General features: G+C 65.1%; 16 protein-coding genes and 1 pseudogene. 5 read left to right on the forward strand and 12 right to left on the reverse strand.

The features are described from left to right. Nucleotides 1–104 precede the first annotated feature (104 nt). From ectA to CH262_RS16385, 4 genes and pseudogenes are all read left to right on the forward strand, one after another. Nucleotides 105–605: pseudogene (gene ectA / locus CH262_RS28165) on the forward strand (diaminobutyrate acetyltransferase); the annotation flags it as partial. A gap of 48 nt (nt 606–653) precedes the next feature. Continuing rightward, nucleotides 654–1931 carry a diaminobutyrate--2-oxoglutarate transaminase gene (ectB, locus tag CH262_RS16375; RefSeq protein WP_256988852.1) on the forward strand — a complete coding sequence of 426 codons (1278 nt, stop codon included), beginning with the start codon at nt 654–656 and terminating at the stop codon, nt 1929–1931. A gap of 38 nt (nt 1932–1969) precedes the next feature. After that, entirely contained in the window at nt 1970–2368 is a 399-nt protein-coding gene (locus tag CH262_RS16380; protein WP_027497550.1) for an ectoine synthase, read from the forward strand. A 154-nt stretch (nt 2369–2522) separates the two neighbouring features. Continuing rightward, nucleotides 2523–3341: a Sir2 family NAD-dependent protein deacetylase gene (locus CH262_RS16385; protein WP_032368456.1), complete on the forward strand. Its 819-nt coding sequence runs from the start codon at nt 2523–2525 to the stop codon at nt 3339–3341. Here CH262_RS16385 and proB read toward each other — a convergent pair. The 12 genes from proB to CH262_RS16445 all read right to left on the reverse strand — a co-directional run bounded on the left by proB (nt 3314) and on the right by CH262_RS16445 (nt 19283). Beyond that, nucleotides 3314–4393 (reverse strand): glutamate 5-kinase, encoded by a 1080-nt coding sequence (gene proB, locus CH262_RS16390; RefSeq protein ID WP_370878787.1) that lies wholly within the window; start codon nt 4391–4393, stop codon nt 3314–3316. The genes CH262_RS16385 and proB overlap by 28 nt on opposite strands. Before the next feature lie 62 nt (nt 4394–4455). After that, on the reverse strand, nt 4456–5907 hold the full coding sequence (gene obgE, locus CH262_RS16395) for a GTPase ObgE (protein ID WP_032368196.1): 1452 nt from the start codon (nt 5905–5907) through the stop codon (nt 4456–4458). A 171-nt stretch (nt 5908–6078) separates the two neighbouring features. After that, entirely contained in the window at nt 6079–6342 is a 264-nt protein-coding gene (gene rpmA / locus CH262_RS16400; RefSeq protein ID WP_027497554.1) for a 50S ribosomal protein L27, read from the reverse strand. Nucleotides 6343–6401: 59 nt separating this feature from the next. After that, a complete protein-coding gene (gene rplU / locus CH262_RS16405; RefSeq protein ID WP_027497555.1) occupies nt 6402–6713 on the reverse strand; it encodes a 50S ribosomal protein L21 in 312 nt (103 codons plus the stop codon). Between the two features lie 233 nt (nt 6714–6946). Further along, nucleotides 6947–10546 carry a translation initiation factor IF-2 N-terminal domain-containing protein gene (locus CH262_RS16410; protein ID WP_094717945.1) on the reverse strand — a complete coding sequence of 1200 codons (3600 nt, stop codon included), beginning with the start codon at nt 10544–10546 and terminating at the stop codon, nt 6947–6949. A 487-nt stretch (nt 10547–11033) separates the two neighbouring features. After that, a complete protein-coding gene (gene ndk, locus CH262_RS16415) occupies nt 11034–11453 on the reverse strand; it encodes a nucleoside-diphosphate kinase (protein WP_027497557.1) in 420 nt (139 codons plus the stop codon). 67 nt (nt 11454–11520) lie between these two features. Then, nucleotides 11521–11910, reverse strand: coding sequence for a DUF4233 domain-containing protein (locus CH262_RS16420; RefSeq protein ID WP_027497558.1), 390 nt, complete (start codon nt 11908–11910; stop codon nt 11521–11523). Next, the gene (gene folC / locus CH262_RS16425; RefSeq protein ID WP_052053192.1) at nt 11907–13337 is read right to left on the reverse strand and encodes a bifunctional tetrahydrofolate synthase/dihydrofolate synthase; all 1431 of its coding nucleotides are present in this window, start codon (nt 13335–13337) and stop codon (nt 11907–11909) included. The genes CH262_RS16420 and folC overlap by 4 nt, the downstream gene beginning before the upstream one ends. After that, nucleotides 13338–16007 carry a valine--tRNA ligase gene (locus CH262_RS16430; RefSeq protein ID WP_094717946.1) on the reverse strand — a complete coding sequence of 890 codons (2670 nt, stop codon included), beginning with the start codon at nt 16005–16007 and terminating at the stop codon, nt 13338–13340. Nucleotides 16008–16016: 9 nt separating this feature from the next. Then, nucleotides 16017–18017 carry a S9 family peptidase gene (locus CH262_RS16435; RefSeq protein WP_094717947.1) on the reverse strand — a complete coding sequence of 667 codons (2001 nt, stop codon included), beginning with the start codon at nt 18015–18017 and terminating at the stop codon, nt 16017–16019. 49 nt (nt 18018–18066) lie between these two features. Beyond that, entirely contained in the window at nt 18067–18852 is a 786-nt protein-coding gene (locus CH262_RS16440; RefSeq protein WP_032368200.1) for a SigB/SigF/SigG family RNA polymerase sigma factor, read from the reverse strand. Continuing rightward, the gene (locus CH262_RS16445; RefSeq protein ID WP_027497563.1) at nt 18852–19283 is read right to left on the reverse strand and encodes an ATP-binding protein; all 432 of its coding nucleotides are present in this window, start codon (nt 19281–19283) and stop codon (nt 18852–18854) included. Before CH262_RS16445 ends, CH262_RS16440 begins: the two co-directional genes overlap by 1 nt. Before the next feature lie 183 nt (nt 19284–19466). Between CH262_RS16445 and malQ the strand changes: the two genes are divergently transcribed. Beyond that, nucleotides 19467–21626: a 4-alpha-glucanotransferase gene (gene malQ / locus CH262_RS16450; protein WP_032374575.1), complete on the forward strand. Its 2160-nt coding sequence runs from the start codon at nt 19467–19469 to the stop codon at nt 21624–21626. The last annotated feature ends 40 nt before the right edge of the window (nt 21627–21666 follow it).

The following is a 21666-nucleotide window of genomic DNA, read 5'->3' on the forward strand; positions in this document are numbered from 1 at the left end:
ACCATCACAATCGGCGGTTAACCAGGCAAAGCATGTCCGATTCGGGCGTCGATTCTCCGACGCACTCGATATACTCCCGCCTCCTTGTTACGGTCGTATTTCCTATGAAGCCTGCATTGCTGAGAGGTACCCCGCTCACTGCGCCGGACGCAGTGAAGTTCCGTAAGCCACAGATCTCCGACGGAGTCCGGCTCTGGGAGATCGCAAGAGATTCACGAGTTCTGGATCTGAACTCCAGCTACTCGTACGTGTTGTGGTGCCGAGATTTTGCGGCCACCACCGTCGTATCCGATATCGACGGCCGCGCAGTCGGTTTCGTCACCGGATACATCCGCCAGGACGCCCCTCGAACCTTGTTCGTGTGGCAGGTCGCCGTGGATGCGGACCAGCGCGGCAAGGGACTTGCCGGTCGCATGCTCATGGAGCTGCTCGACCGCCTCGAGCCACAGGGCATCACGCACCTCGAAACCACGATCAGCCCGGACAACGAAGCGTCCATCGCAACCTTCACCAGCCTCGCACGCAAGCGAGGTACCGACATCGTCAAGTCGGATTTGTTCGCGCCCAACGATTTCCCTGATAGCCACGAAGCAGAAGAGCTCTACACCGTAGGCCCGGATGCATCGCGGAATTACGAAAGGAACAAGCAGAACATGACCGAAAAGAACACCGTCACAACAGAGAAGCCCGACGTCTTCGAGACTGTCGAGTCCGGCGTACGCAGTTACAGTCGTCAGTGGCCCGCAGTGTTCGCGACCTCCAAGGGATCGACACTGACCGACGAGGACGGCGTCGAGTACCTCGACTTCTTCGGTGGCGCAGGCGCTTTGAATTACGGCCATAACAACGACATTCTCAAGAGTGCGTTGGTGGACTACATCCAGAGCGACGGGATCACCCACGGACTCGACATGTCCACCGTCGCCAAGCGTGAGTTCCTCGAGTCGTTCAAGAAGAACATCCTCGATCCCCGCGGCCTCGACTACAAGGTTCAGTTCCCCGGACCGACCGGTGCCAACACCGTCGAGGCGGCGTTGAAGCTGGCCCGAAAGGTCACCGGACGCGAAGCGATCATCAACTTCACCAACGCATTCCACGGCATGACACTCGGCGCGTTGTCGGTCACCGGCAACTCGATGAAGCGAGCTGGCGCCGGAATTCCATTGGTGCACACCACCCCGATGCCCTACGACAACTACTTCGGCGGCGTCACGGAAGACTTCCAGTGGTTCGAGCGCGTGCTCGACGACTCCGGCAGTGGATTCAACCGTCCGGCGGCAGTGATCGTCGAAACCATCCAGGGCGAGGGCGGCATCAATGTCGCACGGCCCGAATGGCTCCGGGCGCTGGCCGAGCTGTGCAAGCGGCGCGAGATCCTGCTGATCGTCGACGACGTGCAGATGGGCTGCGGACGCACCGGTCAGTTCTTCTCCTTCGAGGAGGCCGGCATCGTTCCGGACATCGTCACCCTGTCGAAGTCCGTCGGCGGCTACGGCATGCCGATGGCTCTGACGTTGTTCAAGCCCGAACTCGACGTCTGGGCTCCCGGTGAGCACAACGGCACGTTCCGCGGCTTCAACCCGTCGTTCGTCACCTCGAAGGTGGCCATCGATCACTACTGGTCCGACGACACGTTCGAGAAGGACGTTCTCGCCAAGGGTGAGCACATCCAGGATCGGTTCATGAAGTTGTGCGCCAAGTTCGACGGCATCTCGACTCGCGGTCGCGGCATGGTCCAGGCTCTCGTGTTCGACGACGCGGAGATGGCCGGCAAGGTGTCTCAGCTGTGCTACGACGAGCGTCTGCTGGTCGAGACCGCGGGCCCCAAGGACGAGGTCGTCAAGCTTCTTCCCCCGTTGACCACGACGATCGACGAGCTCGACCGCGGCCTGGACATCATCGAAAGTGCAGTGGCGAAGGTTCTGTCCTAGCCGCGCCCAGCACACACCGACATCGAAGGAGACATCGCATGATCGTTCGCACCACCGAAGAAATCACCGGAACCGACCGCGACATCTCGAGCGAGGACGGCAACTGGCGCAGCAAGAGAATCATTCTGGGCGGTGACAAGGTCGGCTTCTCGTTCCACGAGACCACCATCCAGCCCGGAACGGTGAACAACTTCCACTACGCGAATCACGTCGAAGCGGTGTGGCTCATCGAGGGTGAAGGAACGCTGACCGATCGCGAGACCGGACAGACGTACGAGCTCGGACCGGGGTCGATGTACCTGCTCAACGGGCACGAGCGTCACACCGTGGAGCCGCGCACGACAATGCGCATGTTGTGTGTGTTCAACCCGCCGGTCGTCGGCAACGAGACGCACGACGAGAACGGCGTGTACCCCCTCGTCGAGGTACCTGCGTAACGCATTTCGTCACAACACCGGGCCCGCACCGACGCATTGTCGGTGCGGGCCCGGTGTCGTCGTTGTCGGTCGATGCGTGACACGACTCTTCGCTATCCTGGACGAGGTGAATGCTCCGACCGCGCCCGCGGAAACGTATCGGCAATTGCTCTCGATGCTGGACGGAAGAACTGTTGCAGTGCTCACCGGTGCCGGCATGTCGACCGACTCCGGAATTCCGGACTATCGGGGTCCGAAGTCACCACCGCGCAATCCGATGACTTTTCAGCAGTTCATCGGTGATGCCGAGTTCAGAAGGCACTACTGGGCGCGTAATCACGTGGGTTGGCGACACATGGACGCGGCAGTGCCCAACGACGGCCACCGAGCCCTGACCCGTCTCGAACGCGCAGGAGTCGTCACCGGCATCATCACCCAGAACGTCGATATGCTGCACACCAAGGCCGGCAGCCGCAACGTCATCGATCTCCACGGTGTCTACGCCCGCGTGCGCTGCCTGAACTGCGAGCGGTTGGTGTCGAGGTTCGAGTTGGCCAGACGCTTGGATCGAGCCAACCCCGGCTTCGTCGAATCCGTTGCTCCGGCCGAGGGCGTCGAGATCGCACCCGATGCCGACGCGATCATCTCGTCCACCGCGCATTTTCGGATGGTCGATTGCGAATCCTGTTCCGGCATACTCAAACCCGACATCGTCTATTTCGGCGAGAGTGTCCCCAAACCGCGCGTCGCCGAGGCCTTCGACCTCGTCGATCGCAGCGACGCGCTGCTGGTGCTGGGGTCCTCGCTGACCGTGATGTCGGGCCTGCGATTCGTCAGACACGCGTTCAAGACCGGCACGCCCGTTGTCATCGTCAATCGGGGTTCTACCCGTGGCGACGAATTCGCCTCTCTCACACTGCATACCGGCTGTTCGGAAACAGCGACAGCGCTGGCCGACGCGTCCGATCAGGCGCGGACGAGATCGTCCGCGTGAACCACCGGACGCTGTAGCTCCGCGGCCAACTCCCCCGTGGACCGCCCGAGCATTCCGGACAACTCCCCGGAGTCGTAGGCGACGACCCCACGGGCCACCAGTACACCGTCGGTATCGACGAGAGAGACGACGTCTCCGCCGTGAAAAGAACCGGACACGGCCGTGATCCCCGCAGACAACAACGACCTGCGCCGCTCGACGACTGCTCGCACGGCACCGGCATCGAGGTGTAGCTCACCTGCCGCGTCGGCCGCATGCCGCACCCAGAACTTTCGTGCCGACAACCGCGTCGGGCGCGCCGCGAAGGCGGTGCCCACTGCGGACGTCGTCAGAGCGTGAGCAGCATCGGATGCCGCGGCCAGCAGCACCGGAACCCCGGCGTCGGCCGCCAGGCGCGCAGCAGAGAGTTTGGAGGCCATACCGCCGGTACCGAGCGCTCCCCCGGACCCGGCGACGACGCCGTCCAGATCCTCCGGGCTGGTCACCTCGGGGATCAACGTGGCCGAACCCTTACGCGGGTCACCGTCGTAGAGCCCGTCCACATCCGAGAGCAGGAACAGCGCGTCGGCACCGACGAGGTGTGCCACCAGTGCCGCCAACCGATCGTTGTCACCGAACCGAATCTCGGCGGTGGCCACGGTGTCGTTCTCGTTGACGATCGCTACTGCGCCGAGCGACCGTAGCCGATCCAAGGTGCGCTGGGCATTACGGTGATTGGTTCGCCGCGCGATGTCCTCGGCGGTCAGCAACACCTGCCCGACCGTGCGGCCGTACCGGTGGAACGACGAACTCCAGGCGTTGACCAGAGCAAGCTGCCCTACGCTCGCCGCAGCCTGCTTCGTTGCGAGGTCACGCGGGCGTCTGGTGAGGCCGAGTGGTGCCATGCCTGCACCGATCGCGCCCGACGAGACGACGACCACGTCGGTGCCGCTACGCATCCGCGACTCGATGGCGTCGGCCAACAGGTCCAGTCGAGCCAGATCGAGACCGGCATCGAGGCTGGTGAGCGCCGAGGATCCGATCTTGACCACGATGCGCTTGGCGTCGGCGATCGTACGACGGGTATCGGTGAGAGCCTCTGCGGGCGAATCGGATTCACGCACCGACACCTCGTCTACTCCTGTTCGGTATCGAGCCCGCGGCGAACCTGACGGGCGTGCTTGCGCTCGGAGGCACCGATGCGCTCGACCTGATCGAGTCGAGCATCGGTGCCGCGACCGGTCATCGTGATCTCGACACCGGCCGGGGTCTGCGGTTCCCAATCGAAGGACACGTCGCCGATGGTGACCGACGCGCCCGGCTGAGCGCCCGCCTTGATCAGTGCATCCTCGACGCCGAGCCGCGCGAGGCGGTCCGCGAGGTAGCCGACGGCCTCGTCATTGGTGAACTGCGTCTGGCGCACCCACCGTTCCGGACGGGTACCGCGCACGATGAAGCCGTCCGGGATGTCCGGATCCTTGACGACCTTGAAGCTGTCGTCGTTTCGTGCGACGGGACGCAGCACCTGACGCCGCGGCTCCGGTGCCGGGTGAGCTGTGCGGTAATCCTCGACGAGCTTCGCCAACGCGAACGTCAGAGGCTTGAGACCGGCGCGCGTCACTGCGGAGATGGTGAACACCGGCCAGCCGCGAGACTCGAATTCCGCGGTGACCATCTCGGCGAGCTCGGCACCCTCGGGAATGTCTGCCTTGTTCAGTACGACGATGCGGGGCCGGTCGGCGAGATCACCGAGGCTGGCATCACCGGACAGGGCGGGCTTGTAGGCCGCCAGCTCGGCTTCGAGAGCGTCGACGTCGGAGATCGGGTCACGGCCCGGATCCAGTGTCGCGCAATCGACTACGTGTGCGAGCACAGCGCATCGCTCGAGGTGACGCAGGAAGTCCAGTCCGAGACCGCGGCCCTGACTCGCGCCGGGGATCAGTCCGGGGACGTCGGCGACGGTGAACGTGGTGTCTCCACTGGAGACGACACCGAGGTTGGGCACCAGTGTGGTGAACGGGTAGTCGGCGATCTTCGGCTTCGCTGCGGAGAGAACCGAAACCAGCGAGGACTTACCGGCCGACGGAAACCCGACGAGGCCGACGTCGGCGACGGACTTGAGTTCGAGGACGAGCTCGCGTTCGATCCCCTCTTCGCCGAGCAGAGCGAAACCGGGCGCTCGACGAGCCTTGGACGCCAGTGCTGCGTTGCCTAGCCCGCCGCGCCCGCCGGGAGCGGCGTCGAAACGCGTTCCTTCACCGATCATGTCGGCGAGGACGTTGCCCTTCTTGTCGAGCACGACGGTGCCGTCGGGGACCTTGAGAATCAGGTCCTCTCCGTTGGCCCCTTCACGGTTTCCGCCCATGCCCTGAGTTCCGTTGCCGGCCTTTGCATGACTGGAGAAGTGGAAGTCGAGCAATGTGTGGACGTTGCTGTCGACGACGAAGATGACTCCGCCACCCTGACCGCCGTTGCCGCCGTCCGGGCCGCCGAGAGGCTTGAACTTCTCGCGGTGAACCGAAGAGCAGCCGTTGCCACCTTTGCCGGCGCTGACGTGCAGCACCACGCGGTCGATGAATCGTGACATAGCTGTCTTCGATCCTTTCTGGAAGAAAAACGGGGTGAAAAAAGCGATAGGGGCGGACCGGTCTCGTGACCCTGGTCCGCCCCTATCGGGAGCTGTGAACGTGCGCGGTGGACGTCCGACCCGGGCAGTTGCCTGCCGTGCCGGTCATCGTGAGCGCGAGCTGCAGAAGGACTAGGCCTCTACAGTGACCGGAACGATGTTCACGGTCTTGCGTCCGCGCTTGGCACCGAATTCGACTGCGCCGGGAGCGAGTGCGAACAGGGTGTCGTCGCCGCCACGGCCGACGTTGACGCCGGGGTGGAAGTGCGTGCCGCGCTGGCGGACCAGGATCTCGCCTGCGCCGACGGTCTGGCCGCCGAAACGCTTGACGCCGAGGCGCTGTGCGTTCGAGTCGCGACCGTTACGGGAGCTTGATGCACCCTTCTTATGTGCCATGTTGCATACCCTCCTCGGGGTGAATCAGCTGAAAAGAACTCGGGTCCGGTGAGACCTGGTTACTTGATGCCAGTGACCTTGAGGACAGTCAGCTTCTGCCTGTGTCCCTGACGCTTGTGGTATCCGGTCTTGTTCTTGAACTTGTGGATGCGGATCTTCGGGCCCTTGGTGTGCTCGACGATCTCACTGGCGACCGAGATCTTTGCCAGCTTGTCTGCATCTGTGGTCAGGTCGGATCCGTCTACGACGAGGACCGGAGCAAGCGAGACAGCAGTGCCGGGCGCTCCCTCGATCTTCTCGACCTTGACGAGGTCACCAACAGCGACCTTGTACTGCTTTCCGCCGGTCTTGACGATCGCGTACGTTGCCATCGGAGGGCTACCCCTTGCTTCTTCGAACTTGCTCGCGTTGCGCATGGCACCGCGACTGGTCTGGTAAAACGTGTTTGCTTGCTCCCATTCGGCCGATCCGGACCGAACTGCATCCGAACCACTCGAGAACTGTTTCCACTTGCAGGACCGCTAGGCACAACAAGACAGTGTCACCGGGAGCGACTTATCAAGGTTACGGCAGAGAGACGGCCAGGGTCAAACCGCCTCGACCCCTACACATCGATGTCCACCGGCGGGCCTGCCGGACGTGCCGCTGCCCGTCTCCTGCGCGGACGTGCGGTCGGCACGTCCACCTGCTCGACAGGCTGCTCCGCCGCCGCTGTCAGCGGCGCTGAATCGGCCACCGTGTCACCGCCGACCGAACCTGCGTCGGCAACATCGTCGGCGTCTGCCGTGGCCGAAACCACCATCAGCACACCGGCATCCGGCGCAGCACTGGTCGGCGCGGCGGCCTTCCGAGCCACCCGTCGGCCCCGTCGTGGGGTGGCCACCACCGGCTCCGGCTGGGCGGGGGTGTCGTCGGAGGACTGCGTCGCCCCGGTATCCGCGGAACCGCCGTCGCCGACGGATTCTGCAGCCGGCACCGGCTCGTGAGCCTGCGCGCTGTCCACGGTTGCCTGCGCGGCGTCCGCGTCCTCGTTCGCCGCTGCCGCGACAGCCACGTCCTCGGCCGAGACCACGGTGACCGACTCGTCCCTGTCACCGGCGGAGCCGGACGATGCCTGCGAGACCTCCGCGGGGCTGACATCGGCCACCACGTCGTCATGATGCGCTGCCATCGCCAGAGCCACGGGGTGTGCCCGCTTGATCGACGGGTCGACCACCGGGTGGTCGGTCCCGTCCGTCGTGCCCGACTGTCCGTTCGGCGTCGACCGCTCGGTGTTGTCGGACCGATCGTTTCCGTCGGACTTGGCGTCCTTGCCGCGTCGACGCCTGCTGCCGTTGCCCGAACCGTTCGAGTCCGAACGTGACGAGCTCGGGCGTCCACCGTCGGAGTCCGGCTTGGCGTCGATGGGGAACGGATGCACGATGATTCCGCGACCCTGGCAGTGCTCGCACGTGGTGGAGAAGGCCTCGACCAATCCCGTGCCGAGCTTCTTGCGCGTCATCTGCACCAGACCGAGCGAGGTCACCTCCGACACCTGATGACGGGTCCGGTCACGGCCCAACGCCTCGGTCAGGCGGCGGAGCACCAGATCACGGTTCGATTCCAGCACCATGTCGATGAAGTCGACGACGATCATGCCGCCGATGTCGCGCAGACGCATCTGGCGGACGACTTCCTCGGCCGCCTCGATGTTGTTGCGGGTGACGGTCTCTTCCAGGTTGCCGCCGGAGCCGGTGAACTTTCCGGTGTTGACGTCGACGACCGTCATCGCCTCGGTGCGATCGATCACCAGCGTGCCGCCCGAGGGCAACCACACCTTACGATCGAGGGCCTTGGCCAGCTGTTCGTCGATGCGGTGAGCTGCGAACACGTCCACGGAGCTGCCGTTGGCCTCGTAGCGCTGCAGGCGCTCCATCATGTCCGGAGCCACGGTCTCCACGTAGTTCGACGTGGTCGTCCACGCCTTGTCACCCTCGATGACGAGCTTCGAGAAGTCCTCGTTGAAGAGGTCGCGAATGACCTTCACCAGCATGTCGGGCTCTTCGTACAGCGTCTGCGGCTGCACGCCCTTGCCCGTTTCTGCGTTCGCGGACCGCTCTTCGATGCTGGCCCACTGGGCCTGCAGCCGCGTCACGTCACGCGCGAGTTCTTCCTCGCTGACGCCCTCGGCTGCGGTCCTGATGATTACGCCGGCCTCGGGGGGAACGATGTCGCGCAGAATTTCCTTGAGTCGCTTGCGCTCGGTGTCGGGCAGCTTGCGGCTGATGCCGGTGGAACTGCCACCGGGAACGTAGACGAGGAAGCGTCCGGCCAACGACAGCTGAGTCGTCAAGCGAGCGCCCTTGTGTCCCACCGGGTCCTTGCTGACCTGCACCAGAACCTGATCGCCCGGCTTGAGGGCCTGCTCGATCTTGCGCGCGCTTCCGCCGAGACCGGCAGCGTCCCAATTGACCTCGCCTGCGTACAGCACACCGTTACGACCACGGCCGATGTCGATGAACGCTGCTTCCATACTGGGCAGGACGTTCTGCACGCGGCCGAGATAGACGTTGCCCACCATCGAGGCGGTGGCGCTACTGGTCACGAAGTGCTCCACCAGAACGCCGTCTTCGAGCACGGCGACCTGCGTGGTCAACGGATGGTCCGGGGTGGCCTTCTCGCGAACGACCATCACGCGGTCCACCGACTCACGACGAGCGAGGAATTCCGATTCGGTCAGAATCGGCGGACGACGTCGCCCGGCATCGCGGCCGTCACGGCGACGCTGCCGCTTGGCCTCGAGCCGAGTCGAACCGGAGATGCCCTGCACCTCGTCGCGCGCTGCGCGGCTCTTGTTGCGCGGCTCGCGTTCGTGCACGACGGTGTTGGGCGGGTCGTCCTCGGACGACGCAGCTGCTTCTGCCGCGGCCTCGGCTCCGGTCTTACGACGGCGGCGGCGCCGACGACGACGGCTCGAGCCGTCTCCGTCCGAATCGCCGTTGTCGGAATCACCGTTGTCGGAGTCGCCGAAGTTGTCCTGAGCGCCGGACTCGGACTCGTCGTCACTGTCCTCGCCCTGCTTGTCCGACCCGTCGGTGGTGGCGTCGGTCGTGGCGTTCTGCCGATCGGACCCGCGGCCGCGTGACCGCGAGCGACGCGAACGCCGTCCCGAACTCGAGGGCTGGTCGTCGCCGGAGGTCTCGTCGGCATCGGAATCGTCGGACTCGTCCGCTCCGGTGGACTCGCCGTCTGCCGAAGAGGCGGACGTGCTGCTGTCCGTCTCGGAGTCGGTGTCGTCCGAATCCTCGTCGGTCGAGTTGTCGTCGGTCGAGTTGTCGTCGGACGACTGCTCTCCGCGTCCACGCCCACGACCGCGGCGACCGCGCCGACGGCGACGGGGCTGAGACTGGTCGTCGTCGTCGCCCGAGCCGTCCGCTGCCGAGGAAGCCCCGGACTCGTCGGAGGACGCATCCGAAGCACCGGACTCGGACACGGGAGCACCGGACACAGCGGTGTCCTGCGTGGCGGTGTCGGAGGCGACAGTAGAGACGTTCTCGGCGACGGGTGACTCGCCGGTGGCGGGCTCGTCCGTGGCCTTGTCGGACGTAGCGTTGTTATCGGACGGTGCCTCGTCCTTGGGTGCGGCCTTGCGGCTACGTCGACGCCGCGCGGGGGCCTCGGACGGCGCATCCGCCGATTCTGCTGCGGGCTCTGCCGCTGCCGGCTGCAGGAACACCGGCGTCGCAAAGGTCGTGGCCGTGGGTTGGGCGGCCTCGGGCTCGGCCGTGGGCGCGCTGGTGAACAGCGTTGCCTCGGCAGCGGGGACCTCTACCGAGGGAGCCGTCTCGGCCGGCACCTCTACCGATGCGGGCTCGGGCTGCTGGTCTGTCGACGCATCCGGTGCCGGCGACTCCGCTGCGGAGGCATCGGGGGCGGGTGCGGTCGGCCCGTTCACCGAATCGCGCACCGACTCGGCAACGTCTCGGCTCAGACTCGACTGCGCGCTGCGGGCTTCGATGCCGAGCTCACCGAGAGTGACGAGCAACTGCTTGCTGGTCACACCCAGAATCTTCGCCAGTGCATGCACGCGCAGCCTGGTCGGCAATTCGATGGTGTCGGGTTGCACGGAAACCGCGTCGGATTTCGCGGACGACACCGCGTCGGTGTCCTCCGGATTTCCTGCGTTCGTGCTCTGTACATCTTCGGGCGGGCTTTGATCGGCCACGTAGTCTCCTCGGGCCCCCGGGCGCGTTCATCCGAAATCGGGTGTGACGCGGCCACGCGAGGGCAATCCTTGTGTACTCACGTCGGGTTGGACGTCAGCTGTTCGGTCTCGCTCTCCACAAATCGTGTGAGCCACCTCGTGAATCTCGGTGGCCGACGACGGCGTGTGCAGTGCCTGGCTGGATGGTGGTGTCTCGGCGATCCGAGCGCCTGATCATCAAGCATGAACGCGAACGAGCCTGTCTCTCGTTCGCGACTCTGCGATGACGGGCAGCGGGTCGACGACAGTCATCCGATCGATCCCACGAGCACTTTTTCTCTAGCGAACTTCGGTGGAGCTGAACAGAGGTGGAGCGTGTGAACGTACAAGTGCTGTGGGGTCGATCTCCGTCGAGTATCCCACACGCGATGATCCGTACGAGCCACGCCGCACCGATCGGACTTCGAGCGGGTGCGGCGTGACTGCGGAAAGGCTCTGCGACGGGCTTCTAGGAGGCGGTCAAGTCGGGGAACCACAGGGCGATCTCGCGCTCTGCGGATTCCACCGAATCGGATCCGTGTACCAGGTTCTGCTGACCGTCGAGGGCCAGGTCACCTCGGATGGTGCCGGGAACTGCTTTGGCAACCGGATCCGTGCCGCCGGCGATCTGACGGAAGGCTTCGATGGCACGGGGGCCTTCGAGAACCGCGGCCACCACGGGCCCGGAGGTGATGAACTCGAGAAGGTCGGGGAAGAACGGCTTGCTCTCGTGCTCCGCGTAGTGAGCCGAGGCCACGTCGCGAGAGACGGTCTTGAGCTCGAGGGCGACGATGCTCAGACCCTTCTTCTCCACGCGGCCGAGGATCTCTCCTACGTAACGCCGGGCAACTCCGTCTGGCTTGATCAGTACTAGGGTGCGATCGGTCACGTCGACGACAGTAATGGACACCGGCACCCGGTCGCGCGGCGCATGGCCCCAACCGACCGGTCCGGTGTCAGTCGCGTTGCCCGGGCAGCATGCCGCGTCGAATGCGTTCGGTGATGTCCCGGCGCAGATAGAGCAGATACAGCCACACGGCAAGGAAGATCAGACCCACGGCGCCGATGGACAGATGGAACACCGCCCCGGCCATCACGAAGAACTGCAACGCGAGGTTGAGCTTCATCGCCCAGGGTTCGCCCTGTTTCCCCGCGGCCAGAATCATCACCACGGCGAGCGCCACGATATAGGTGGTCGAGAACCACGTTGCGCCGCCGCCGAGAGTCGCCACGACCGGAAGAGCGAGCAGAGTCACGATCGCTTCCAGTACCAGTGTGCCCGCCGACACACCGCGAAATCCCTTCCACGGGTCGGTTGTCGGTGGTCGAAACTCTGCTTCGCTCACGCGGGATCCTTTCCGAACAACGTGCGCGCTGCGCCCACGGTCACCACCGAGCCGGTGACGACGACCCCGGCACCGGACACGGCTTCGCCGGGCTCGGCCACTTCTTCGGCCAACCCGATTGCCGTTTCGAGCGCATCGGGCAGCGTCGACGCCACCACGACCCGCTCGTCGCCGAACTTGGCCACGGCTATGTCGGCCAACGCGTCGACATCCATCGCTCGACCGGACCCGTTGTGGGTGACGACGATGTCGTCGAACACCGGTTCCAATGCTTCGAGGATCGCGCCGACGTCCTTGTCCGCCATGACACTGACGACCCCGACGAGTTTGCGGAAGTCGAATTCGTCGGTCAGGGCGGCCGCCAGTGCAGCGGCCCCGTGCGGGTTGTGCGCGGCATCGAGAAACACCGTGGGCGCGTTACGCACTCGCTCGAGACGACCGGGATTGACCACGGTCGCAAAGGCTTCGCGCACGGTGTCCTGGTCGAGTTGACGGTCCGGGCCCGCCCCGAAGAATGCCTCGACTGCTGCGAGAGCGAGAGAGGCGTTGTGCGCCTGGTGCTCTCCGTGCAACGGCAGGAAGATGTCGGTGTAGACACCGCCCAGCCCCTGCAACTCCAGCTGTTGTCCGCCCACGGCTATCTGCCGACCGAGAACGGTGAACTCCGATCCGGCACGTGCCACGGCAGCGTCTGCCTGCACCGCCGCACGAAGCAGGACCTCGGACACCTCGGGTTCCTGCTTGGCTAGGATGGCCACCGTGTCCCGTGGCACGAGTAGTTCCGGTGCCTTCTTGATGATGCCGGCCTTCTCCCCCGCGATCGTGGACAGATCGTCCCCGAGGAATTCGACGTGGTCGAGACCGATCGGGGTGATGACGGCGATCTCACCGTCGACCACGTTGGTGGCATCCCAGCGGCCGCCCAGCCCGGTTTCGATGACGGCGACCTCGACCGGTGCCTCGGCGAAGGCCGCGAACGCCATGGCGGTGACGACCTCGAACTTGCTCATCCGCGGTCCACCGGCGGCCTCGGACTGTGCATCGATCATCTCGACGAACGGTGCGATCTCGTTGTAGGTGTCCACGTAGGTGCGCGGGGACACCGGACGGCCGTCGATACTGATCCGCTCGGTGGCCATCTGCAGATGCGGGCTGGTTGTCCGGCCGGTACGCCGATGGAAAGCTGTCAGCAACGCATCGATCATGCGGGTGACGGACGTCTTGCCGTTGGTTCCGGCCACGTGGATCGACGGATACGCCTTCTGCGGGGAACCGAGCAGGTCCATCAGGGCCGAGATTCGGGCGGTAGACGGCTCGATCTTCGTTTCTGGCCAACGCTTGTCGAGCTCGGCCTCGACGAGTGCGAGCTCGGCCAGGTCGACCGGGGTCGGTGGTGGTGACGGCAGGGCGTCGTCCGGCTCGGTCACTTAGCTTCCCATCGATTCGAGGCGCGCGCCGATGCGCGCGATCTCTTCGCGAGCGATCGTCTGACGAGTTCTGATCTTGTCCACCACCGCATCCGGGGCCTTGGCCAGAAATGCCTCGTTGCCCAGTTTGCCGGTCGTCTGGGCCAACTCCTTCTCCGCAGCAGCGAGATCCTTCACCAGTCGCGCGCGTTCGGCGACCAGATCGACTGTGCCCGAGGTGTCGAGCTCGACGACGACGGTGGCCTTGCTCGTGCGCACCTCCACCGATGCCGTCGCCGCGAAGTCCGCACCCGGCTCGGTCAACCGGGCCAGCGAGGTCACTGCCGAGATCTGGCCCTCCAGGTCGGCGTCGCCCACTCCCACGATGCGAGCGGCGACCTTCTGCGAGGGCTTGAGCCCCTGATCGCTGCGGAACCGACGAATTTCGGTGATGAGGCGCTGCATGTCCTCGATGCGTTGCGCAGCAACAGGATCGACCGGATCGGCGGCAGGGGTCGGCCACGTGGCGACCACCAGGGACTCGCCCCCGGTCAGCACCTTCCACAGGGTCTCGGTCACGAACGGGACGACCGGGTGCAGCAGGCGCAGCACCGCTTCGAGAACGTTGCCCAGGACTCCACGGGTGGATTCGGCGATGCTCTCGTCGGCGAACTGCACCTTCGCAATTTCGAGGTACCAGTCGCAGACCTCGTCCCACGTGAAGTGGTAGAGCGCCTCGCACGCCTTGCTGAACTCGTAGCGATCGAACGCCGAATCCACCTCTGCTCGAACCTGATCGAGCCGGTCGAGGATCCAACGGTCGGCGTCGGTGAGTGCGGCGCGCGACGGCAGCTCGGCCGGCGCTGCGCCGTTCATCAGGGCGAACTTGGTGGCGTTGAACAGTTTGTTGGCGAAGTTGCGCGAGGATTGCGCATGATCCTCGCCGACGGACATGTCGGCACCCGGGTTGGCACCGCGGGCCAGCGTGAACCGCAGTGCATCCGCGCCGAAGCGGTCGACCCAGTCGAGCGGATCGATGCCGTTGCCCCGAGACTTGGACATCTTCTTACCGAACTGATCGCGAATCAGTCCGTGCAGGAAGACATCTCGGAACGGAACCTGTGGGCCCTGCTTTCCTGCGGTGATGGCGTCGTCGGCTCCGACGTAGGTGCCGAACATCATCATCCGGGCGACCCAGAAGAACAGAATGTCGTAGCCGGTGACGAGTACGCCGGTCGGATAGAACTTCTCCAGTTCGGGAGTGGCCTCCGGCCAGCCCATCGTCGAGAAGGGCCACAGGCCGGAAGAGAACCAGGTGTCGAGGACGTCGGGGTCCTGCTCCCACCCCTCGGGTGGGGTCTCCCCCGGTCCCAGGCACACCGTCTCGCCGTCGGGGCCGTACCAGATCGGAATTCGGTGGCCCCACCACAGCTGACGCGAGATGCACCAATCGTGCATGTTGTCGACCCAGGCGAACCAGCGTGGCTCTTGACTCTTGGGATGAATGACGGTGTCGCCGTTGCGAACTGCGTCACCGGCCGCCTTGGCCAGGGTGTCGACCTTGACCCACCACTGCAGCGACAGACGCGGCTCGATCGGCTCACCGCTGCGCTCGGAGTGTCCGACGCTGTGCAGGTACGGGCGCTTCTCGGCGACCACTCGGCCTTGCTCGGCCAGGGCCTCACGGACCTTGACACGCGCCTCGAATCGGTCCATACCGTCGAACTGCGTTCCGGTATCGGCGATGCGGCCGGCCTTGTCCATGATCGACGGCATCGGCAGTGAGTGCCGAACGCCCATCTCGAAGTCGTTGGGGTCGTGCGCCGGAGTGATTTTCACTGCGCCGGTACCGAATTCGGGATCGACGTAGTCGTCGGCGATGATCGGTATTCGTCGTCCGGTGAACGGATGTTCGAGGGTGGTGCCCACCAGAGCCCGGTAGCGCTCGTCGTCGGGGTGCACCGCCACAGCAGTGTCGCCGAGCATCGTCTCCACGCGAGTGGTGGCCACGATGACGTGCGGTTCGGAGTCGTCCAGCGACCCGTATCGCAGCGAGACGAGTTCACCCTCGACGTCCTCGAACTTCACCTCGATGTCGGAGATTGCCGTCTGCAACACCGGCGACCAGTTGACCAGCCGCTCGGCGCGGTAGATCAGACCGTCGTCGAACATGCGCTTGAACATGGTCTGCACGGCCTCGGACAGGCCGTCGTCCATGGTGAATCGCTCACGGCTCCAGTCGACACCGTCGCCGATACGTCGCATCTGGCCGCCGATGGTCCCGCCCGACTCTCGCTTCCAATCCCACACCTTGTCGATGAACAGTTCGCGACCGAACTCTTCCTTTGTCTTTCCGTCGGCGGCGAGCTGCTTCTCCACCACCGACTGCGTGGCGATGCCCGCGTGGTCCATTCCCGGGAGCCACAGCACCTCGTACCCGAGCATGCGCTTGCGCCGACTCAGCGCGTCCATCAACGTGTGGTCGAGGGCGTGGCCCATGTGCAGGCTGCCCGTGACGTTGGGCGGCGGCAGCACGATGGAGTACGGCGGCTTGTCGCTGGTGGCATCGGCCTCGAAATAACCGGCATCCACCCAACCCCGGTACAGCTCGGCCTCTACCTCGCTGGGGTCCCAGCTCTTGGGCAAACGGTCGGCTGGGTTGTCTGGGGTCTCTGGCGCTGAACTGGTCACCGGTCGATTCTAGTGGCCCAGTATTCGTGGCATCGACGCGCTCTCGCCCAGGACATGCCCCGCCAGAAATGCCAGTACCACCTCGTACCAGACCTTGGCGTGTTGAGGCGTCAGAATCCAGTGGTTCTCGCCGGGGAAGTACAGGAATCGGTGCTCGGTCTGACCGTCGTCGTCGGCGGGCAGTCCCGATTCGCTGAGCAGTTCGTACCACAACCGTAGGCCCTCGCCGATCGGCACGCGATAGTCCTTGTCACCGTGGATGACCAGCATCGGCGTCGAGATGTCCGCGACGAACAGGTGCGGAGAGTTCTCCACCGCCATCTCGGGGGACATCTCCCGCGCCCAGTACCACGGTGCGTCGGTCGTCGGTCCGAACTGATCGAGTGCCCACAGACTGGCGTGGGTGACGATGGCGTCGAATCGGTCGGTGTGCCCGGCGATCCAGTTGGCCATGTACCCGCCGAACGAGCCACCCATTGCGGCGGTGCGCGTGTCGTCGATATCGGTTCGGGCAACCGCCACATCGGTCAACGCCATCAGATCGGTGAACGGGGCACTGCCCCACGCGCCCCAACCACGCTGCACGAAGTTCTGGCCGTAGCCGGTGGACAACGCCGGATCCGGGAGCAGCACCGCGTACCCTCGCGCCACCATCAGCCATGGGTTCCACCGCCAGGACCACGTGTTCCACGAACCCAGTGGGCCGCCGTGCACCCACAGCAGCAGCGGCGCGGGCGAATCGTCCGACACACCGTGCGGCAACGCCAGCCATCCTCGGACTCGACTGCCGTCCTCCACGACGGTCTCGATCTCGGTCAACGTGCCGGGCAGCGGGCCGTTGTCGATTCCGGCGTCGAGGTCGACCACGGTGCCGTCGGACAGGTCGATCGAGACCGGGTGCGGGGCGGCCAGATACGAGGCGGCCACAGCGACTACGCGATTGCCGTCCGACGACACATGGATGTGGGTGTACGCGTCGTCGGTATGCGTCAGACGACGCGGCTCCGCACCCGCCTCGATCACGAAGATCGGCGACCGGCCGTCGTCGTCCGCGGTGACCAACACGCCGGACCCGTCCGGCAGCCAGACCGGACCGATCGGCCATCGATCCCAGCCCGGAGCGAGATCGGTGACGGAGTCCGTACCGAAATCGTACTGCTGCAACGTCATTCGTGGCGCATGTTCGGGAGTCGAGATCGATTCACGGACGAACGCGACGGCACGGCCGTCGGGCGAGATGGCCGGTGCACCCAGATCGGCATCCGCGTCGTCGACGATCGTGGTCCGTTCTCCGGTCCCGGTGTCGATGCGCACCAGTATCGTGCGGACGGTTGCCAGCGGGCCGGGCACCGACCACGTGGAGACGACGAAAGTGCCGTCGGCGCTGATGTCGAAGGCCGCTTCCTGCAGAGCGCCTGCCGCGTCACGCGTCAGATCACGCAGTGGTGCCGACTCGAGGTCGGTTTCCGTCTCGCCTGCGAACAGATGCGGGGTTGCGGGACCGAGATCGTGATCCCAGAAACGCACCGGCACACCGGTGTGCAGAATTGCATTCACCTTGTTCGTCTTGCGCTCGGTACGCAGGCCGTCGTCGTCCTCGTCTGTCGTGGACGAGCCGAACACCGGCGAGAAGCCGGCGAACCGATCGACGGACCGAGCCGCTCGCACGTCACCGATTCCCGCCGACCGGGTCTCGACCACGTGGGCCTCCCCGCCGGCGGCGGGCAGTATCCACAACTGTGCCGGATCCTCCTCGCTGGAGCGGCGCGAGAACATCAGATCCCCGGACGCGGTGAACACCGGCGCGCTTTCGCCCAGCTCGCCGTGGGTGATTCGCCGCGCCGGAGAACGTCCGTCCACGTCGATCTCCCACAGCGACGTTCGGTACTCGGTGCGCGAATCACTCAGAGCAGCAACGACAACGACCGCACGAGAACCACTGCGATCCACCGCCAACCCCGTGACACGTCGGGCCGCGATGTACTCGTCGATGTTGTCGTAGACACTCATGCGAACGACAGTAGTGGCAACAGATCGTTCCGCGTCGGCTGTGTCCGGTTCAGTCCTCGCCGAGATCCTCACGCAACTGAGCGAGCGTGCGCGCCAGAATGCGCGACACGTGCATCTGCGAAATTCCGACCTTTTCGGCGATCTGCGTCTGAGTCATGGACCCGAAGAACCGGAGCACCACGATGCGACGCTCGCGCTCGGGCAGCTTCTCCAGTGCGGGCCGCACAGCGAGGTAGCTTTCCATCTTCTCGAGTTCCGGGTCGTCGGCACCGAGCGTGTCCATCAGCGGGAGGCGATCCTCGCTCACCACCGAATCGACCGACACGGTCTGATACGCGCTGCGGGCAAGCAGTGCCTGTGATGCTTCCTTGACGTCGATCCCGAGTTCGGCGGCGATTTCGCTCGCGGTCGGGGCGCGACCGAGCTTCTGCGACAACGATCCCACCGCCTGCGAGATCATCGAGTTCAGCTCTTTCATGCGTCGCGGTACCCGTACCGACCAGCCGGCGTCGCGGAAGTAGCGACGTGCTTCGCCCATGATGGTGGGGACGGCGAACGAGACGAAATCCGACCCACGCTCGATGTCGAACCGGTCGACTGCATTGACCAGACCCAGCCTGGACACCTGCAAGAGGTCCTCGTGCGCTTCACCGCGCCCACCGAATCGGCGCGCGATGTGTTCGGCGAGAGGAAGGCAGCGCGTGATGATGCGGTCACGCAGCACGGAACGCTGCGGTGAATTCTCGTCCAGCGCCTGCATCTGCTGGATCAGTGCGACCACGTCGCTGTAATCGTCGGACTCTCGCCGTGTGCTTCGTTCCTGCGGCACCGGCACTAGACCTTGCTCCTCCGCTTGACCACGTCGATCGCGACGGTGCGGCCGGCAACGTCGTCGATCGCGTCGTCGGCGCGGAGTTCGATGGAGTCTGCGAGAGTTTGCAATACGTGCCAACCGAAGCTGTCCTGCTTCGGGACCGACGTCGGAGTCAGCGTGGACGTCACGACGATTCGGATCCCGGCATCGTTGACGGAGAACCTGCACGAGAGTTCCGCGTCGGCGACCGAACCTTTGATGAGCTGGGAGCACACCTCGTCTACGACGAGTTTCACGTCGGCGATGTCGTCGAGAGTGAAGTCACTGAGCACCACGAGAGTCTCCGCGACGGCCCGCACCACCGGCAATTGGTCGGCTTCGGCGCGCACCCTCAGCTCGACCGGTGCACCGGAATCTCGCTCCAGTTCTTCGATCTTGCTGACCCCAGCCATCCGCACTTCCCATCGTCGCCAAGCAGTTCGTTTCTCGTGTGCCGAGCAAGACTACCCAGCGGGGAAGCTTTCAACCCTCGCAGTACACGGGTGTCGCCCCCGAACACACCGCGGAACGAACCTGCGGTGAACGGCCGACCGGTGCGGGTGACGTGCGCCCGTCGAACTGGCACGATCGACACCGTGGCACATTCGGATGAGGATTACTCGCAGGCCCTACGAACTCTCGCCCAGCGGCTCGGTACGTCGACGTCGTACCGAGGCTGGGACGACACCGAGCACGACGTGAGCGACGCGACCCTGCGGCAGGTATTGGCTGCACGCGGTTACGCGACCGAAACCACCGAGGATGTCGATCGGGCACTGGAGGACATCGAGAACGCACCGTGGCGTCGCCTGCTTCCTCCTGTGGTCGTCACGACCCAGGGCACCGAGGCGACGGTGTGGGTGCATGTGCCACACGGCAATCCGGTGGAAGTGTCGATGGTGTCCGAGGACGGCGACGCCATCGAGGTACCGCAGGCCGACGTCTGGGTCGATCCGCGCGAGGTGGACGGACGGCTGATCGGACGTGCCACGTTCGTGGTGCCCGGCGATGCCCCGCTGGGATGGCACAGCCTCACTGCAACGACGATCGGTGAGGACAACACCGTCCGAACCTCGGACACGGTCGTCGTGGTCACACCGAAGTCGTTGTCGCCCAATGCCGAACTTGCCGACAGGCAACGCACCGGTCTCCTGGCACAGCTGTACTCGGTGCGCTCGACGCGTTCGTGGGGCATCGGTGATCTCGCCGACCTCGAGGACATGGTCGACATCGCCGGCCGCGTGCATGGATTCGACTATCTGCTGGTCAATCCGCTGCACGCCGACCGGCCGACGACGCCCGTGGAGGCCTCTCCGTATCTACCGACCACGCGACGCTTCTTCAATCCGCTGTACATCCGTGTCGAGAACATTCGAGAGACGGCGCTGCTCTCGCCCAAGCAGTTCGGCAAGATCCAGGATGCCGCGGCTCGATTCGACAAGGCGAACGTTCGCACCAAGAAGCTGAACCGGGACGCGACGTTCAAGGCCAAGCTCCGCGCCCTCGAACGCGTCCACAAGGTCGAGCGCAGTCCGGCCCGCGAGTCCGCGTTCCGGGCGTTCGTCGAACGCGAGGGCACCGGGCTCCGGGATTTTGCGGTGTGGAGCGCGCTGGCGGAGAAGTTCGGCCCGAACGATCCCGCATGGACCGATCGCGCAGCGCACCCACGCACCGATTTCGTCCTCGAACAACGCGCAAAGCTGGCCGGGCGCATCGACTTTCACATGTGGCTGCAGTGGATCTGTGACGAGCAACTGGCCGCTGCCCAGCGGGCCGCGCTCGACGCCGGGATGGAGATCGGCGTCATGCACGACCTCGCGGTGGGAGTCGCCCGCGGCGGGGCCGATGCGTGGACGCTCGGCGACGTGCTGGTGTCCGGAGTCACCGTGGGAGCGCCGCCGGACAACTTCAACCAGCAGGGCCAGAACTGGAATCAACCGCCCTGGGATCCGGATCGACTGCGCGAGATGGCCTACGTCCCGTACCGAGACATGCTGCGCACGATTCTGCGTCACGCCGGGGGCATCCGCGTCGACCACATCCTGGGCCTGTTCCGGTTGTGGTGGATTCCACAGGAGGCCGAGAACGCCGGCGGGGGAACGTATGTCGAATACGACCACGAGGCGCTGATCGGCATCCTCGCCCTCGAAGCCGAGCGCGCGGGTGCGGTAGTGGTCGGCGAGGACCTCGGGGTGTTCGAGCCGATGGTGCAGGAATACCTCACCGAGCGCGGAATCTTCGGCACCTCCATCCTCTGGTTCGAGGCCGATGATTCCGGACCCATCCCGCCCGAGGACTACCGGACTCTGTGCCTGACGTCGGTGACGACGCACGACCTGCCTCCCACCGCTGGATACCTCGAAGGCGAGCACATCGAACTGCGGTCCCGACTCGGCCTGCTCGAGCGCGACATCGATGCGGAAAAGGAAGTGGATTCCCGTGCGCGAGAGGCGGTCCTGGACCTGGCCCGCACCCGCGGATTGCTCGCCGCCGATGCCGACAACCACGAGACCGTCGAGGCGCTGCACCGGCTGGTCCAGCGCAGCCCGTCACTGCTGATCGGCGTCGCTCTCGTCGACGCGGTCGGTGAGCATCGCATTCAGAACCAACCGGGTACGGACGAGACCCAGTACGGCAACTGGAAGGTCCCGCTCGCCGACTCCGACGGCTCGGCAGTGCTGGTCGACGACCTCGCCGAACACCCGCGATTGGTGTCGCTCGTGCGGGCAATGGCAACCGAGTCGTCGGACCGATGACACGAGGGTCCACAATCGAGGTATGAGCTTTCGACGTCGC

Origin of the sequence: Rhodococcus sp. 05-2255-1e, from assembly GCF_002259025.1 — a bacterium.
Taxonomy (GTDB): domain Bacteria; phylum Actinomycetota; class Actinomycetes; order Mycobacteriales; family Mycobacteriaceae; genus Rhodococcoides; species Rhodococcoides fascians.

Excerpts from the sequence above, each read along its gene's own strand:
- CH262_RS16435 (WP_094717947.1), bottom strand. The coding sequence starts at position 18,017 with ATGAGTGTCTACGACAACATCGACGAGTACATCGCGGCCCGACGTGTC.
- CH262_RS16385 (WP_032368456.1), top strand. The coding sequence starts at position 2,523 with ATGCTGGACGGAAGAACTGTTGCAGTGCTCACCGGTGCCGGCATGTCG.
- CH262_RS16380 (WP_027497550.1), top strand. The coding sequence starts at position 1,970 with ATGATCGTTCGCACCACCGAAGAAATCACCGGAACCGACCGCGACATC.
- rpmA (WP_027497554.1), bottom strand. The coding sequence starts at position 6,342 with ATGGCACATAAGAAGGGTGCATCAAGCTCCCGTAACGGTCGCGACTCG.
- rplU (WP_027497555.1), bottom strand. The coding sequence starts at position 6,713 with ATGGCAACGTACGCGATCGTCAAGACCGGCGGAAAGCAGTACAAGGTC.
- ectB (WP_256988852.1), top strand. The coding sequence starts at position 654 with ATGACCGAAAAGAACACCGTCACAACAGAGAAGCCCGACGTCTTCGAG.
- CH262_RS16445 (WP_027497563.1), bottom strand. The coding sequence starts at position 19,283 with ATGGCTGGGGTCAGCAAGATCGAAGAACTGGAGCGAGATTCCGGTGCA.
- obgE (WP_032368196.1), bottom strand. The coding sequence starts at position 5,907 with ATGTCACGATTCATCGACCGCGTGGTGCTGCACGTCAGCGCCGGCAAA.